This is a genomic window from Aquimarina sp. ERC-38 (assembly GCF_026222555.1).
Lineage (GTDB): Bacteria > Bacteroidota > Bacteroidia > Flavobacteriales > Flavobacteriaceae > Aquimarina.
Map to the genome: position 1 here is coordinate 682,934 of NZ_CP098511.1, position 17,685 is coordinate 700,618.

13 protein-coding genes and 1 tRNA gene are annotated in these 17,685 nt (G+C 34.0%); 5 read left to right on the plus strand and 9 right to left on the minus strand.

Annotated features, from left to right (window positions below):
* Window positions 1-16 precede the first annotated feature (16 nt).
* Entirely contained in the window at window positions 17-1,666 is a 1,650-nt protein-coding gene (locus tag NBT05_RS02975; protein ID WP_265771947.1) for a solute:sodium symporter family transporter, read from the plus strand.
* Between the two features lie 430 nt (window positions 1,667-2,096).
* Complete coding sequence (galE, locus tag NBT05_RS02980; RefSeq protein ID WP_265771948.1) at window positions 2,097-3,110, plus strand: UDP-glucose 4-epimerase GalE; 1,014 nt, start codon at window positions 2,097-2,099, stop codon at window positions 3,108-3,110.
* 79 nt (window positions 3,111-3,189) lie between these two features.
* Here the strand turns inward: galE and NBT05_RS02985 are convergent, their stop codons facing one another.
* The 7 genes from NBT05_RS02985 to NBT05_RS03015 form a co-directional block, all read right to left on the minus strand.
* Window positions 3,190-5,289 carry a peptidylprolyl isomerase gene (locus NBT05_RS02985; protein ID WP_265771949.1) on the minus strand — a complete coding sequence of 700 codons (2,100 nt, stop codon included), beginning with the start codon at window positions 5,287-5,289 and terminating at the stop codon, window positions 3,190-3,192.
* A 141-nt stretch (window positions 5,290-5,430) separates the two neighbouring features.
* Window positions 5,431-6,720 (minus strand): hemolysin family protein, encoded by a 1,290-nt coding sequence (locus tag NBT05_RS02990; protein WP_265771951.1) that lies wholly within the window; start codon window positions 6,718-6,720, stop codon window positions 5,431-5,433.
* A 2-nt stretch (window positions 6,721-6,722) separates the two neighbouring features.
* On the minus strand, window positions 6,723-6,914 hold the full coding sequence (locus NBT05_RS02995; RefSeq protein ID WP_265771952.1) for a hypothetical protein: 192 nt from the start codon (window positions 6,912-6,914) through the stop codon (window positions 6,723-6,725).
* 113 nt (window positions 6,915-7,027) lie between these two features.
* Window positions 7,028-7,585, minus strand: coding sequence for an LPS export ABC transporter periplasmic protein LptC (gene lptC / locus NBT05_RS03000; RefSeq protein WP_265771953.1), 558 nt, complete (start codon window positions 7,583-7,585; stop codon window positions 7,028-7,030).
* Window positions 7,586-7,591: 6 nt separating this feature from the next.
* The gene (locus NBT05_RS03005) at window positions 7,592-8,965 is read right to left on the minus strand and encodes a tetratricopeptide repeat protein (protein ID WP_265771954.1); all 1,374 of its coding nucleotides are present in this window, start codon (window positions 8,963-8,965) and stop codon (window positions 7,592-7,594) included.
* Window positions 8,966-8,986: 21 nt separating this feature from the next.
* Window positions 8,987-10,234: a hypothetical protein gene (locus tag NBT05_RS03010; protein ID WP_265771955.1), complete on the minus strand. Its 1,248-nt coding sequence runs from the start codon at window positions 10,232-10,234 to the stop codon at window positions 8,987-8,989.
* Window positions 10,231-10,962: a type III pantothenate kinase gene (locus tag NBT05_RS03015; RefSeq protein WP_265771956.1), complete on the minus strand. Its 732-nt coding sequence runs from the start codon at window positions 10,960-10,962 to the stop codon at window positions 10,231-10,233. The genes NBT05_RS03010 and NBT05_RS03015 overlap by 4 nt, the downstream gene beginning before the upstream one ends.
* Before the next feature lie 138 nt (window positions 10,963-11,100).
* Here NBT05_RS03015 and NBT05_RS03020 point away from each other — a divergent pair.
* Both NBT05_RS03020 and NBT05_RS03025 read left to right on the plus strand, forming a co-directional pair.
* Window positions 11,101-11,173: transfer RNA gene (locus NBT05_RS03020), tRNA-Phe, on the plus strand.
* A gap of 239 nt (window positions 11,174-11,412) precedes the next feature.
* Complete coding sequence (locus NBT05_RS03025) at window positions 11,413-13,563, plus strand: T9SS type A sorting domain-containing protein (RefSeq protein ID WP_265771957.1); 2,151 nt, start codon at window positions 11,413-11,415, stop codon at window positions 13,561-13,563.
* A gap of 80 nt (window positions 13,564-13,643) precedes the next feature.
* Here the strand turns inward: NBT05_RS03025 and NBT05_RS18430 are convergent, their stop codons facing one another.
* Window positions 13,644-13,739 carry a hypothetical protein gene (locus NBT05_RS18430; protein WP_416346185.1) on the minus strand — a complete coding sequence of 32 codons (96 nt, stop codon included), beginning with the start codon at window positions 13,737-13,739 and terminating at the stop codon, window positions 13,644-13,646.
* Window positions 13,740-14,361: 622 nt separating this feature from the next.
* Here NBT05_RS18430 and NBT05_RS03030 point away from each other — a divergent pair.
* A complete protein-coding gene (locus tag NBT05_RS03030; RefSeq protein ID WP_265771958.1) occupies window positions 14,362-16,272 on the plus strand; it encodes a discoidin domain-containing protein in 1,911 nt (636 codons plus the stop codon).
* A gap of 310 nt (window positions 16,273-16,582) precedes the next feature.
* Here the strand turns inward: NBT05_RS03030 and NBT05_RS03035 are convergent, their stop codons facing one another.
* Window positions 16,583-17,650 (minus strand): acyltransferase family protein, encoded by a 1,068-nt coding sequence (locus NBT05_RS03035; RefSeq protein ID WP_265771959.1) that lies wholly within the window; start codon window positions 17,648-17,650, stop codon window positions 16,583-16,585.
* Window positions 17,651-17,685 lie beyond the last annotated feature (35 nt).

The following is a 17,685-nucleotide window of genomic DNA, read 5'->3' on the forward strand; positions in this document are numbered from 1 at the left end:
TAAGATAAATTTTGGTATGGGCATTATTTCTTTTATTGGTTTTACTTTATTAGTGGCTGGTTATGCCTGGTGGAAAACCCGAAATACGGATGAAAAATCAGCAGACGGATATTTTTTAGGCGGAAGAAGTTTAGGTGCCATTACCATTGCCGGGTCTTTACTACTAACTAACTTATCAGCCGAACAAATTGTTGGGTTAAACGGACAAGCCTTCTCCGAAGGAATTTTGGTAATGGCCTGGGAAACGCTTGCAGCTATCGCTATGATTGTTACTGCACTCTTCCTCTTACCAAGTTATATGAAAGGTGGAATTACTACGATTCCGGAATATGTAGAAAAGCGTTTTGACCATCAAACCAAAGCTATCCTGACCGTATTATTTTTAAGCGGATATGTTATCGTCATTTTACCCTCTGTTTTATATTCGGGTTCACTGGCATTTAGTACCATGTTTGATATCCCGACACTTCTGGGCATATCTCAAAAGGCGTCCATCTGGATTTGCGTTTGGACTATTGGGTTTATAGGGATGGTTTATGCTATTTTCGGGGGATTAAAAGCTGTTGCCGTTTCTGATTTGGTTAATGCCATCGGGTTATTGATTGGCGGGATGCTTATTCCTATTTTCGGACTAATGGCAATTGGTGACGGCAGTGTTATTAACGGGTTACATATTTTATGGGATTCTAATCCTGAAAAATTTGTGGCTGCAGGAGAACCAGATGCGTCCATCCCATTTGGTACGATCTTTACCGGTATGATGCTGGTACAAATGTTTTATTGGGGTACTAACCAGGCTATTTTGCAACGGGTCTTTGGAGCACAAAACTTAGAAGAAGGTCAAAAGGGAATGATCCTTGCTGCCCTGGTTAAGTTTTTAATTCCTATTATTGTGGTACTTCCCGGGGTTATCGCGTGGCATCTTTTTGATGGTCAACTAGCAAATCCGGATCAGGCTTATCCTTCTTTGGTTAAAAAAGTATTACCGGCAAGCCTGGTAGGTTTTTTTGCAGCCGTACTCTTTGGGGCGGTATTAAGTTCGTTTAATAGTTTATTAAATAGTAGTGCCACTTTATTCGGGTTTGATTTATATAAACAATATTTTAAAGAAGACGCTACAGAATTGCAAGTTGTAAAAGCAGGCAAAATTTTTGGGTTTGTACTCGGTATTTTAGGGATGTTAGTAGCCCCCTTAATTGCCAATGCGCCGGATGGCTTGTTTGCGTGGTTGCAAGAAGCAAACGGTTGTTATAGCATTCCGATTTTGACGGTGGTCATCATTGGTTTTTTTACTAAAAAAGTACCTGCCATTGCTGCAAAAATCGGAGTGATCTCCGGTGTGGTTTTGTACTCCATCAGTCAATTTATCATCAAACCTTATATGGTTTCTAATGCTTTACAAGAAGCAACCGTACAGGGGATTACAGATGCAAAGGCATTAAGTTTAATTGAAGCGGGAGCCTATCCCCATTTCTTACATGTGATGGCTATTTTATTTGTACTTAATATAGCCATTATGTTGCTTATTGGAAAAATGTACCCCAGAAAAACTGCTTACGTTCAGGAAATCACTGAAGATGTTGACGTAAAACCTTGGAAACATGCTTTTACCATGGGTATAGCCATTACTATTCTGGTAGTTAGTACTTATGTGATTTTTACCTAGTTTGTGTATTAATAATCATAGCGATATTTGACCCTTGGCGCATTTAAATAATAATTATATAAAATCCGTCAGTTCGAGTGCTTCGACCAAAGGAAGAAGTGTGCTTCAACCAGTTCAGCAGAACTATCGAGTCTTTCGACTAGGCTCAAGATGATAAGGATTTTAGTCAAAAAAGCTATGTAATCCTGAGTTAAACCGAAGGACTCGATATCCTTGATCAAGTCAAGGACAGGCTATTTTTTCTTCATTTCATTACGAAAAAACACTCGAATTGACGCTTTTTTCCCTAAATGTATCAAATGTGGATGTTTAAAATAGTATCAGGCAAATAGTGCATGCTTTAAATTTTACCAAAAAGAAATTAAAATCCATTGCTTAGTTTTAATGGGTATTCTTACCTTTAATTTTGTTTTATACAAAAGATATTAAAATGAAGATAGTTGTAACCGGGGGACTCGGTTTTATAGGATCGCATACCGTGGTCGAATTACAAAACAAAGGGTTTGAGGTTGTTATTGTAGACAATTGTTCAAATTCATCTGAAAAGGTATTAGAGGGGATCACCGCCATTACCGGCACTTCACCTACCTTTGAAAAATTTGATTTACGTGAAAAGACAAAGGTTCAGGATTTTTTTAAACGTCATGCCGATATTACCGGAGTAATTCATTTTGCTGCTTCTAAAGCCGTAGGGGAAAGTGTCCAAAACCCTCTATTATATTATGAAAACAATCTAAACGTACTTATATACATTTTACAAGAATTACAAAAAAAGACAAAGGCTGGATTTATCTTTAGTTCTTCCTGTACGGTTTACGGACAGGCAGATGACTTGCCTATTACAGAAAGTGCACCAATCAAACCTGCGGAATCTCCTTATGGAAATACCAAACAGATTGGTGAGGAAATTATTAGGGATACGTGTAAAGTTGCTAAAGGACTGGATGCAATTGCGCTACGTTACTTTAATCCGATTGGGGCGCATCCCAGCGGACATATAGGGGAATTGCCAATCGGTGTTCCTCAAAACCTGGTGCCTTTTATTACGCAAACAGGTATTGGAAAAAGAGAACAACTATCGGTGTTTGGGGATGATTATCCTACTAAGGATGGTACCTGTATCCGGGATTATATCCATGTAGTGGATTTGGCCAAAGCCCACGTAATTGCCTTACAAAGGCTATTAGACGAAAAGAACGAGCAAAATTTTGAAGTTTTTAATATTGGTACCGGTACGGGTAGTACGGTATTAGAAGTTATTCAATCTTTTGAAAAAGTAGCGGGTCAGCCGTTAAATTATAAAATTGTGGATCGTCGGGAAGGCGATGTGATTGCAGCTTATGCAGATACGCAAAAGGCAAATAATGACCTGGGCTGGAAAGCTGAAAGTACTTTAGATCATGCAATGGATTCTGCCTGGCAATGGGAGCAGAAGATTAATTGATATAGCTAAATCATATTATTATTCTACAAAAAAATCCTGCATATAGCAGAATTTTTTGATATGAAGATTGTGTTATGTATTAGTAAAAGTTAGCCCTTTTATCTTCAATATCTGCTGCGTCTTTTAATGCGCTAAATACTCTTGAATTTACTGCATTCTGCCTGGTCTTGGACTCCTGGTTAGCATAGCTATTATATGAATCTAATCCTGATCCCGGAGTTTTTCCGGTTACTTCGATTACGTAAACTCCATTTTCACCAGTGATAGGTTTGGACACTTTACCTTTCTCCAGGTTGGAAGCTACTCCTATTACATTAGGCTCCCTACCTGCTCCACTAATTGTAGGGTTTTTAAGGTTTAATTTGGATGCAGTTTTAACCGTTTGTCCGTTTTTAGAAGCGATATCTTCTAATGAACTTCCCGAAATTTTTTCCTTAAGCATTTCTGCTTTTTTCTTCTTTATCAAAATCGGTTTTACCAGGGCTTGTGCATCTTTAGCGGTTTGAGTTCCTTTAGCGGCTTTGGAAGTAACCTGTACCACTGCATACCCATCCTTAGTTTCAAAGCGTTTTACGTCGCCAACTTTGGTATCTTCTTTAAAAGCCCATTGTACTATAGAACGCTGTGCGCCCAATCCGGGAATGTTATCTGCCAGTTCTTCTAATTTATTTACCGGACGAACCGTATAATTCTGTTCTTTGGCTTTTTCTTCAAAATCTCCGTCTTTGGTAGCAATTTGAAATTTAGTAGTCTCCGTAAAGATTTGATCATTTGTTTCTTCACTGGATTCTATTTTCTGTGAAACTGTAGCTACTTTAACGGCTTTTTGAAGGTTTTTCTTATCTTCTACCTTTATGATATGATACCCAAAGTCTGTTTCTACTACTCCCATACTTCCCACATTATTCTCTAATAAATAATCGTTAAAAGCAGGTACCATACGACCCGGTGCAAAATACCCCAGATCTCCACCTTTATCTTTATTTGAAGAATCCGCAGAATATTCAGCAGCGAAAGTTGCGAATTTTGATTTATCTCTTTTGACCACGGTCAATAAGCTATCGGCAAGTTGTTTTGCCTGTTCTTTAGTTCTGGTTGTATCCCCGTTAGCCGTTCGTAAACCTTTCCAGGAGATTAAAATATGCCTTGCTTTTAAGGAATCAGGAAGTTGTTTTTGAGCTACAATTTTAGAAACTTTATAAGAGTCTCCATCTTTATAAGGTCCGTACACCCCTCCTACCGATAGGCTATACAGGGTATCTGCCACTACAGTTGGTAACTCTTTTTTAAATACAAAAGTATCATTAAAAGGAGTACTTGAATTTAAGTTAATAAAGTCTGCTACCTCATCTTCCGGTAAATCTTTTAAACCTGTTGTTTTTGTATCACCATTCAGCAGATTTTGAACGGAAGCTTTAATTGCTTCTTCATCCTCCGGACTTGCTTTTTCTTCAAAAAAGACATAACGTAAATTTCGAGTAGCTTCTGTTTTGTATTGATCTTTATGCTGATCGATATAAGACTGAATCTCATTTTCTGAAACAGTAACCGTACTATCCGCTATGCTACTATAGGGAAGTTGTACGTATTTAATGTCCACTCCGTCATTTTCCATTTTATAAGCTAGCTCTCCTTCTTTCAAGGTAGCTCCTACTCCTGCTTTTACCATGGTAAGGTAGGTATCTTCCAGCGCTTGTTTGCCCAAAGATATTTTATAATCCTGCCATGCCTGATATTGCTGAGGTGAGGTTTCCCGAATGTTTGCTACATATTCCTGCATTTTGGCCCGGTCAAAACCACCTTCTTCATTTTGAAAAGTAGGGTTGTTAGCCAGGCTTTCTTCTAATAGGTTATTTACCTGATTGGCTCCTACCCTGATTCCTAATTCTTCAAATTGCTCGTCGTAGACCGCTTCTTTTATTTGTTGATCCCAAACGTAATTTACTGCCTGCATATTAGACCCATTTGGTCCAAAATTTCGGGAAGCTTGCTCCACTTTTTTGGCAAAATCCGTTCTGTCAATCTCTTTGCCGTTAATTGTGGCAATGGTGTTTTGTGATTTTTGTGAAATAGCACCACCATTTCTGATTAAATCTGCTAATACAAACGAGAAAAGTGCTAATGCTATAATTACGATTAGGAATACTGATCGTTGTCTGATTTTATTTAAAACCGCCATGGTAAGTTTCGTTTATAATAATATAGTGGGCGAAAATAGCATTTTCTTAGAAATCTACCAATTAAACTTTTTAGGTATTTTGAAGGATTATTCGTTAACTGGGGAACTTTAACTTTTACACCTGTCGCTACCAACCGGAACTTATTCTCTAGGACGGACACTTAGTTCGACGATCTCTAATTTTGAGGCACTAGTCTCAAGAATGGTTATTTCAAACTGATCAATAATAACAACTTCGCCTTTTTGAGGGATTTCCTGGGTATGATGCACAATGTACCCTCCTAAGGTTTCATAATGATCACTTTCTTGTAGGTTCAGTTTGTACTCTTCATTTAGATAATCCACTTCTAAGCGAGTTGAAAAGCAATAGGTATTTTCGTCCACTTCTTCTTCAATAAGTGCGACGGAATCGTGTTCGTCTTCAATTTCTCCAAACAATTCTTCTACAATATCTTCAACCGTTATGATACCGCTTGTACCTCCGTATTCATCCAGTACCACTGCAACACTGCGATGCTTTTTTGTCAAGATATTCAATACGTCTTTAGCCAACATTGTTTCCGGTACAAAAATGACCGGCATCAGTATATTTTTAAGGTCTTTGGGTTTTTTAAAAAATTCAAAGGAATGTACGTAACCAATGATATCATCTATAGTTTGATCGTACACTAGTATTTTAGACAGTCCGGTTTCTATTAATAACTGGGTTACCTCTTCAATACTCTGCAGTCTATCTACTGCTTTGATCTCGGTACGGGGGATCATCACTTCGCGGGATTTCACCTCAGAGAAGTCCAATGCGTTTTGAAAGATTTGAATTTCGGAGTCAATTTCTTCGTTTGCTTCAACGGTGCTGATCTGCTCTGTAATGTAATCGCCTAATTCTGTTTTGGTAAATGCCAATTGTACTTCGTCACCTTCGGTTTTTAAGAATTTTTTTAAAACAAAATCCGAAATCCAGATTACAAAATTAGAAATAGGCCAGAATATGAGGTAAAATAAATAGGCAGGAATGGAAAAAATCTTCAACAGGGAGTTCGCATATATCTGAAAGAACACTTTTGGTAAAAACTCAGCGGTAAATAAAATAATTAAAGTGGATATAATGGTTTTTACCAGCAAATTAAGTTCTGTAAATAGATAATTAATCCATGCTAAGGAAGATGGTAGGTAAGACTGAAACCACTCCATCAAGAGTTCTCCCATAAAAAATCCATAAACTACCAGGGCAATATTATTACCGACTAACATAGCGGCAATAAATTTGGAAGGCTTTTTAGTAAGTAAAGTCAAAGTTTTGGCAAGCCAACCCGATTGCTTTTTTTCAATTTCAATATGAATCTTATTAGAAGAGACATACGCAATTTCCATACCCGAGAAGAATGCAGAAAGTAAAATGGATAAAATTATGACAAAAATTTCCAGGGTCATTGCTATTCTCTTTTTTGAGCGTCTATTTTTTTACGAAAGCTACGCTTAAAGAAAAACATAAAAATAGAAATAGCAACAAAAAATAGGTATAAATAACTTCGGCTTCCTTCAGCGCCCCACTCTTTATAGGCTTCGTATCCAAAAAAAACGGCAGCCGCAAGATAGGCAATTTCAAAAAATCGATAAATTTTCACGTAGTTACAGATTGGTTACCTGGTCGAATGTACTAAAAAATAGTAATTTGAAAGGAGCTTACTACAATATTAAGATTATGTTGGGTAATTTTGAGAAGGATTTGCTTTGAAGTTTACTCTTTTACAAACATAATTCCGTCGTTAATTCGGGAATTTAAAACGGTAAAATTCTGATTGGCATCAAACCCGTTTCCGTTATTTATAGTTCCATCAGGCAAGGTACTTTTATAAGGTTGATCGGTAAAAACCCAGCTTAAATTCTGATCCCAGTACAATTGTTGGGCTTCCAGATGGGTGCTATCCGCAGTTTTAATATCCACGTTGCCCTGCATGTCTATTAAACCGGTTTTCTGGTATGAAATGGCATAATCCGCGGTTACCGTACTTACTTTACCATCTATATCGATCATATCGAGCGCAATGCCATCAGGAAATTCCCAGTAGGCAAATTCTTTATTAGTAAAATCAAGTATTTTATCTGCATTCAGTATGGCGGTAAGCCTACCGGAATCGGTATACTTTAACTGAACTTCAAAAGCCTCTGCAATTGCTTTGTCTTTAGTTACACCTACTCCATTATTAGTCGTACTATTAGATTTAGTACAAGAAAAAAACATCGCCATTACCAAAGTAATGACGATGCACATAGTGTATGTTTTTTTTAACCTCATTTATGGTTATAAAGAAGGTACTCTAACGGTTTCTCCAATCCAACAACCTATAGTGACTGATTTTTTTTCAGGATTGTTAAAGATATCTGTTTTAGAAGGTGCCTTAGCCCTGTAATTAGCTGCCGTTGCACTTGCTGTTTTTGCTAATCCCGGATCTACCTTACCTGCTTTATTTGCATAATTTTCAGCTAACCAGTATACTGCTCTTTTACTAAAAACATCCGTACCACAATTGTTAGCACTTGCTGCCATCATCGCGGCAATCCGTAAGTAAGCTACCCCCATAGAAGGTTTGTAATTTAAAGCTTTGTTATAATAGCCTTTTGCTTTACCGTAGCTACCTTGTTTTCTAATGAGTTCTGCTATCTTAAAATATACTTTGGCTTTATCACTGGCCTTTGTTTCTAATTCGGCTGATTTATTGAAATATTCTAAGGCTTTAGAAGTACTTTTATCTTTCATAGCAAGTAATCCTAAATAATAGGTAGTTTTTGCCGATGGTTCTGCGGTGTTTAAAGCTTCTACTAACTTAAAGAATAATGGATCGTCCGTACATTCTTTGGCTGACATACGTCCGGCAGCTCCTTTTAACCAGCTTACATCACTCTTCTTAGATTCAAACTGCCCCTGGTACAACGGAATCAAGTTTTTACAATCTGCCAGTTCTCCTAACTTCTGGTTTACCCCACCTTTTACTTTACTGTAATTGGTTAGGATTTTTCCATATCGGGATAAGTTCTTTTTTTCTTTACTCGATAGTGCAACCCCTGATTCTTCTTTTTCCGTTAGTTCAGAAACTACTTTTGCCTTTTCATTTTCTTCTTTTTCAATTTTTTCAATTACTTCGTCATATAAAGAAAATACTTCCTGGATATCTTTTTTACCTTCGGCTTGCAGGTCTACTAGTAGGGAGAAGAACGTATATACACTTTTGGGGTTATTAAAATGGTCTTTATCTTCTTTCCATCCGATTAAGAACTCTTCGTACTCTTCTTCTTTACTTCCTATTTTATTATCGTACATGATCTGACCGATCTCAGAATGTAAATCACCTGATTCGGTTTTAGCCGGAAAATACTGATAACGCTCTTTCCAAACGTTAATTAATTCATTTGCAATACCCAGCTTTTCCGTATCCGTAGCAGCTTTCTTATATTTTGCTTCTAGTACTTTTATCAAATATTGATAGGTTGCTAAACTATGGGTGGGACACTCTTTTCTGATTTCCATTAGAGGTTTTTCGGCCGCTTCATAATTTTTGACTTTGGCATGCTCATAAGCGATAGATGCCTTAGTAGCACAATCTGATGCCTGAGCCTGAACTGCATTTGCCCCTATCATCCAACTTATCGCTGCAGCAAATATAATTTTGGTTTTCATAGCTGTATTTACGTTATATAGTTAATTAAATTTAATCTGTCTGAACCACTTATCGTTTAAAGATAAACTTAAGGAAAAATTAAAAAAGTTTTCTTTAACCAATCCGGCACTTGTCGTCCCACGTTGTCCTACTTCTAAGCCTAGGTTCAGACTTGAAAAAGCATTGCTTACTGGTAGTCCTATTCCAAAAGACATGCCAAACTCATCAATATCTTTATTGTTAACGACCAATCCGCTACGTTCAAACCGAATACCGGCCCGATAAATCACCCGGTTAAAGTAACTGGTCAATGATCGGTAATTAGGAATGTAGTAGCCTCCTAATTTTGTCCTGAACCCGGATTTATAAAACACCTCATCGGGAGCAAAGTTAATCGTTGCCTGATCTTCACTATCCCTATAATTGTATTCTGCTCCGATCAACCATTTTTTATCTTCTCCGATCCCAAAGCCAACTTTTACTTCTGCTGGTAGATCCACTTCGTTATCTACCGCATCAATATCCTGTCTTCTGATCACGGTCTCTCTTCCTTCTGCCTGTACGTTTACCTGAGCAAGCTCCGAAGTTGTATCCGTATCTAATTTAGAAGGAGGTGTAGACGTGATAGAGGTGACTAAGGTTAATTTATCGCTAATTTTAGTCTGATAGTTTACTCCAAAGGTCAATCCGACCCCCGACAAGTCGGTCTCGTTTAGCTCTCTGGTTTGAAATAAAGATCCTTGCTGAAAGAGTATAAACCTGTTTTCAATATTTCCGAAATTATAGTTGACTTCCAGACCTACGCTAAAATTTTTAGTAAGCGAGACACCTGTAGACAAATATACTTTATTGACTCCCCCGGACCCGGAAAACCTTTCCTGAATATTATTTTGAAACTCCGAACGAACGTTATAACCCACAGCACTAAGAGGAGTTACTCCTAATCCTACCCCAAATTTACCGATAGGAATCCCGATAGCAAAGTATTCTAAGGTCGCATTGTCTTTATAAGAGGTATCATCATTAGCATTGCTTAAACGCAAACCATTATAATTTGCTGCTACGGTAAAGGTTGTTAATTTTAATGCTCCGTAAGCTGCCGGATTTTGCAAGTTGATATGGATACTATCCTGCTGAATGCTAAGTCCCCCCATGGAACGATTCTCGGTGGTTCCTTTAAATTTTTGCAGACCTATTCCGTAGAAAGAATATGGAGATGAAGTACCTTCTTGTGCCATTAAAAATCCGCTGCATAGTATAAAAAGAAGTACTAAAGTCTTTTGTATCATTGACTGTTATTAAAAGCTAAAATATGGTTTAACCCTTCTAATAAAAAATTAGAGGTGGCAAATATGCTATTTTTTAATCTCTTAGACAAAAAATGTGCATCTCCACCGGTTAAAATAACTGTTAAATCAGGATAGTTGTTGCAGTATTGATCAATTACCGCATCTATTTCGAGCGCGGTATGTCCTGAAACTCCGGTATGTATCGCTTCTTCGGTAGAGGCACCTATGGATAAAGAGGCTTCGATTTTACTTAGTAAAGGTAATTTTGAAGTATATTGATGTAAACTTTTGTAACGCATGGTGATTCCCGGTGCAATAGCGCCCCCCAAATATTCTTCTTTATTATTTTTAAAATCGTAGGTGATACAGGTACCTGCATCGACAACCAATGTATGCTTACCCGGATATTGCTGACTGGCAGCAGCTATCAATGCGATTCTATCGACACCCAGGGTTTCCGGTGTTTTGTATAAATTAAGAAAAGGGATTTTAGTCGTATGGTTTAGGGTCACTAGCTGAACAGACTTTTCTAATTCCCCTATATCTTTAGAAGAAACAAATCCGACATTGGAAATGATTCCATAATCTATTGGATATTTTTTAATGATTTCTGTATGTATGGTTTCCACAAGTTGCTGTGAGGGTATGATGAACTGTTTTATTATGGTATTTTTCTCAAATACAGCTACTTTGGCACGGGTATTTCCGGAATCAATAATTAAATTCATAGGATTTGATCTGAAGGCAAAATTACGAAAGGATTTTTATGGGTTTTCTTTTGTGTATTTAAAAAAGCAGATTATATTTGCTCCCTCTTACAAAAGATAGTTGTTATCTTTATAAGAACGGATGTTCACATCCTGGAAGGTACCTTAGCTCAGTTGGTAGAGCAAAGGACTGAAAATCCTTGTGTCCCTGGTTCGATTCCTGGAGGTACCACGTTAAAAAACCGTCTGATTTTTCAGACGGTTTTTTTGTTTTTCTAATTATTAAAAATTTTCTTTCTCCATATTTATTATCAAAATAGGTTTCTAATTTGTAACAGTTTCTTTAGAACTATTAGTTGTTTTTAAGAAAAATTAGATAATATTTATGAATTTTATAAGTAACAATATAAAGCTATCAAATACTAAATTATAAGTATCAAAGATGAACTTTGCTATAATAAAAACTACCTTATGAAGAAAATTACATCACTTTTTAAAGTGTCATTATTATGCACTTTTATCCTATTCAGTTATTCGACTTTTTCGCAAGAAATTAGTTTAACCTCATTAGATCAGTTAGAAGATCCTGCTAATAGCGGAAAGACTATACTAGTCAATAAGAGTTTTAACTTATTTGGAAAAACGTTAAATATTGCTCCTGGAATTATTATAAAGCCTGCTGGTGGTATTTTTAAAAACGGAACTATTGCCGGAAGTGATTTTACCATCTCAACGGATAAAACGAATAGAACCTTTACCAATACTATTATTTTTAAGAACCTTTATAAAAAAACATTCTTTCCTGAGTGGTATGGTGCAAGAGGAGATGGTAGTACAGATGATTCAGAAGCTTTATTAAATACTTTTAAGACTTCCGAAAAAGTAGAATTAAGAAGATATAGAACTTATTTTTTAGGAACACCTGTTCTTATAGATCGACTAGGTATTATTCATATTGAAGGAAATAACGCGAAAATTATTACTGCTGGTTTTGCTAATAGTCCTGCTCTCCAATTTGATAATTTATTTTCTAAAGTATCTATTGAAAATCTTGAAATTGACGGTGAAGAAAACAGTGCTGGTGGTATTTGGGTAAGTAGTAGTTTTAATGGTAATAATTTGAAATTAAGCAATTTCTATAATGAGATAGATGCTGCTTACGGTATTCATTTTGAAATTAAATTCAAACCAGTAGATATTCTCCTTGAAAATTCTAACATTAACAATATAAAAGCTAAAAATAATAATGAAATAGGAGATGGACCAGGTACTGCTAGGGCAGTACGAGTTTATTGGCGAACATCAAGTCCTAATAGCAACGTAAGTATAAAAGATAATAAGCTTACTAATGTTATTGCAGAAGATGGTGATGTAATACAAATAGCTCAAAATAATCATCAATACATTAATTCTACTACTACTGTAATATCTGGCAATTATATAGCAAATGCCACCCGTAGATGGATTAAGGCTACTGCATCTAATGTTAAAATAATCAGTAATACCTTTAGGAATTTTGAAGAGGGTGATATTAATACCGCACCAGCCCGTGATAGGACTTATATGGTTGCATTTCAAATTTTTGAAGCAAAGAAGGTTGACTTAAGTAAAGAAGGTGATTATGTTCTGGGAGCATTATTTGAAAACAACAATGTTTTAATGGATTCGAATTGGGATTTTGGAAACGGAGGGGTTTTAGGACTTGATCGAACCAATGGAGCTATTATTCAGAAAAATACTTTTACTAACGGAAGAATTGTATGTAAATCTTTTAATCAAAATGCAAAGATTACCAAAAATAAACTTACCAACTCCAACTTTGATTTTGTTACGGTTAAAGATGAAGCTGATAGAGAAATAGTGTCACATATCTTTAACAATTTTAGAATTATTGAAAATCAACAAGGAATTATGGATTCCAGAAAAATAACAAGAAAAGTGAAATCTATTATAGGTTTTTCCAGGAAATCTATAATTGAAGATATGTTAGTAGAGGATAATACCATTACCGTTTATGATCAAGTCATCGACGATGATAATATAGCTTTTATGGTTTTGGATGATGGTTCTACTACAAATAAATTGCAGTTGATTAATAATACCTTAGATAAAAAATCAGTTAATAATTTAGCTACACAACCTACTTTTTTTCAAAGTAAAAATAATTTAGGTACTAACACACTTTTTGACAGTAACAAGTTAATCACTGAAGCAAACCGAACTGATGTAGGTATTAACTTAATAGCGGTAAAAGCTCCTTTTCCCTTTACCTTTAGAAACAATACCATAGAAGTAAAACCAAAAGATTCAGATGACTCCAGTATATTTTTAGAAATGTGTCCTAACGGCAAATGTCCAGTTACAAAAGCTTCTGATCCAACACTATCTAATTCTATTTCTAACAATGTAGTTGTCTTTCCGAATCCGGTAACTAATCTTTTACAAATACAGAACTGGAACTATTCAGATTCTTTTTATACTGTTATTGATATATCCGGAAGAACAGTATCAAACGGGCAATTAATAGATTATAAAGTTGATACCTCACTTCTTTCTCCCGGTACCTATACTTTATTGTTAGATTCTAATAGTGAACGGAAAGACATGAAGTTTATTAAGTAAATACTCACTATAGCGATTGAACAAAGCCTTTATAAATACAATTATATTTATAAAGGCTTTATTTTTATACAAATTGTCACTTATTGAACAATTATCTTTTCAGTATAATTCCATTGACTGTTTTCCAATTTTACTATAAATACACCTCTGTCAATTTGTAATTTAGAAACTGGCACTTTAATTAATTCTTGATTAGCAGAAAAAACTTTGTTGTATATTACTTTACCATTAATGTCTTTAAATAAACAACCTCTTTTATCCAGCCATTTACAACATATAACATTCTAGTACAAATAATTACCTAGGTCAATTTTATAGAAATAGAGACAAATTAAGTTTGTAATTTTAAGTTAGAAATTTAAAAAGCGATTTAAACAGTATTCATTAGTTGTTTAAATATAAAATAATTTTTAAAACCTATTTATTTAACATATTTATTCTTAGTGTTATCTAAACTTATTTAAGGTTGATCAAAATGGCATTTAAATTTTTGTGATTTGAAAACAGCTTTGTTTAAATCAATTTACTAGTTATAAACAACTTTAACATATACATAAATACGATTTGTCTTTTTTTCTAGTTAATAATGCATACCAAATCATTTCTTTACTTCTTAAAATTTTCTACTTTCCACTCTTTCTATTTTAACACTTTATAAATAAGAATATAAATTACTTAATAGTAATATTTTAAAGGTGTTAACCAATTATTGTTTACATAATAAGCTTAATCTGTTTACCATCTCTGATATTATTGTTGTTATGAATTGAATAATCAACTCAAACAAAAAAATCCCCAATGAAAAATTTTCAAAAAAAACCACTTAAAACTATTCTATTACTATTTTTACTTATCAACACTTTTGACACCTACTCTAAAGAAATAATAGCTAAATCTCTTAAATATAAGGATGTGAAGAAAGCAGTCAAACTAGCAGTACCAGGAGATGTTGTCAAATTACCAAGTGGTACCGAAAATTGGTATTACGGACAAGGAATTACAGTTCCAGGTGGTATTAGTATTAAAGGAAGTGGTAAAGATCAAACCCTTTTAAAACGAGCACAGGCTTCACAAGTTCCCTTTATTATTTTTGATGGTTCTAACAATAAAGCCAGTGAGTTAAGTGACATAACATTTATCGGAGGATACTTTTATAAAGATAAAGAATACGGACGATTAAGTAGAGGCATTGACTTTGTTAAAGGTTGCACCAGTTTTAAAGTTTATAATTGTCGTTTTGAAAACTTTGCTAATTACGCAATTACAGTTAATGACCGTATAGGAGAGAAGAGTGTCCAGAAAGGAGTTATTTTCAACAATGAATTTATTGACAATTATCATTCGAATGTGCAAAATTATGGATATGGTATTGTTGTGAATGGAAATGGCACCTGGACTAATCTGGAATTAGGCACAAAAAATGCGGTTTTTATCGAAGACAACTATTTTTCCGGAAATCGTCATCATGTTGCTTCTAATAACGGTTCGAAATATGTTTTCAGATATAATGATGTAAAGCATACCAATAAGGTTAGGAATTTTTCGATGGCTGATGCCCATGGAAAATCATCCTCTCCAATAGGTTCAAGGAGTTACGAAATTTATAATAATAAATTCTACACCGAATCCAACATGGAGTCAAAAGCCCGCACAGCTATCGGAATACGAGGAGGGGATGGAGTTATTTTTAACAATACCTCATCTACCTCAATTTACAGAACTATCGAATTATGGACAGAAGGATTTTCATGTGGTACTTATCCTGGAATAAATCAAATCAGATCTTTATATATCTGGAATAACGATAAGAACGATCATCTAAAATTTACAAATGATGGAGTAGCTAATAATTGTGAAGCTTCCGTCAAGAAAGGAAGGGATTATTTTCTATTTAAGAAACCAGAGTACATACCGTTTGTATATCCTCACCCTCTTCGTAAGAAAACTTTACCAAAACCAATCGATGACGATAAAGATAATAAAATGAATATAGCTTTGTTTAAACCTACTGAGGCCTCTAACACTTTTCAGCAAAATTATAGTATGAACGCGGTAGACAATAACGTTGACTTTAATAACAGATGGGCAAGTAATTCCTTTTCTGATTGGTGGATAGTTGACCTAAAGGATACCTATGATTTATCTGCTGTTACCATTATAAATTACTACGGAGATGACAGGTACTATAATTTTGTAATTGAAAGCTCTTTTGACAAACAAACCTGGAGACAAATTGCTCAAAAAACCAATAAAGAGAGAGCTACTAAAGAAGGTGTTACCTTTAAACTTACCAATAAAACGGGACGTTATATCAGGGTTCGTATTTACTATAGTTCTGTAAAAACCGATGTACATTTAGTTGAATTTAGAGCTTTTGGAAATAAAACAACCAATAAATCTGCTGATAATTCTTACAATACTGAAGAACTGAAGCTATCTTCACCAATTGAAGAACAACAGATGATAGTTTTTCCTAACCCGGCAAATAAGAATCAAGATATTACAATAACTTTAAATGACATTTTTCGTAGAATGAATATCTTATATATTTACGATTTATACGGACAATTAATACTTGAAAAAAAATTTAAAAAAGAGTTAGGAACACCTAATTTAAAAATTGAAACTTCTACCTTAAGAGTTGGATACTATAATGTAGTACTAAAATCCGGTAAGAAATTACTTAATAAAAGGATTTTAATACATTAATATTAATTGTTATTTACATACAAAGGACTAACACAATACAGTCTTTATTGTAGGTCTTTTGAATTTAGTATTTTAATTATTCATACGATTCAAATTTTAATACTTTCATAAATTACAATGTATTTTCTTAGTTATAGTCTATGAGTGTATTATCTTAAAGCTATTTTTAATTAAAAATATGGCACTCTTAAGGAATTAACGACTAAATAGCTACCTAGCTTTTACGTTAATATTGAAATAAACATAGTTGCTAAAAATGATAACCAACTACAAGTTTATTCACTTACATGCTATTTTATGGAAATTTTATCTATCGGTTTCCTGTAAGTATTTTATAAAATTTAGGAGATAATTTTTTTAAACCTACTGCAACAATTAAACAAATAATTATAGTTAGTATAGGCGCTATAAAATAGATCATTAGTGCCTTTAACTGAGAATACCCCAGGATAAAGTATAATCCTTTTTTTATAATAGTCAAGATAGGTTCATGAAATACAAATATAAAAAAAGCGAATTTAAATAGAGGATAAATTCTACTAGAAACAATATTCCTGTTTAAAAAAAGCATATCAAATAATGACCATAATGATATGATACCAATTATTACACTAACCTTATGTATTAGTAATAGTATATCTTCATTTCCTCTGTAGTAGAAAACAGTTGTTTTTATATAAAGTAGTAATATCCAACTTAAAGTAAATAACCAAGATTTTTTACTTAAATTACGTAAAAGATAATTTGGTTCAGAAATAGCCAACCACATTCCAATAGCAAAAAAAGGAAGAGATTTAAATTTTACAATTATTAGATCTATCTCAAAAACCCAGGTTAATAATAGTAAAATAATAATCTTTAATCCATAATATTTTAATAAATAATATAAGACTGGAGCTATTATTACTAAAATAAATAAGTCTCTTAAAAACCAAATAGGATAAGATATAGGATTTATTAATAGAGTATACAAAAAATCTTCTTTAGAATATTCTACAATTGGTTGATTCGTAAAGAAGTTAGCAGCAAAAGGAATTGATTGTAATCCTAAATATAATAAAATACCATATAACGACCATAAAAAGTACGGTAATAATATTGTTCGAAGTCTTTTCTTAACTTTATAATGGTAAATATCGAAGTCAAATCTTCTGAGGTTTATAAACAATAAATATCCTGAAATCATAAAAAAAATTGGTAATGCTACCCGACAGAGTCCATTACTAATAAACTCCTGAATAAAAAGATTATACCCTCTTTCTAGTTTTTCTGATTCAGTTTTATATTTTATTTCAATACTATAAGAATGAAGATAGACAATCATTACAATAAGAAGAAAGGATATTGCTTCGATTTTTGTACTTAGATATCGATTCATGATTAAAGAGTTTGTGTAATTGTTAAATTTTTGTA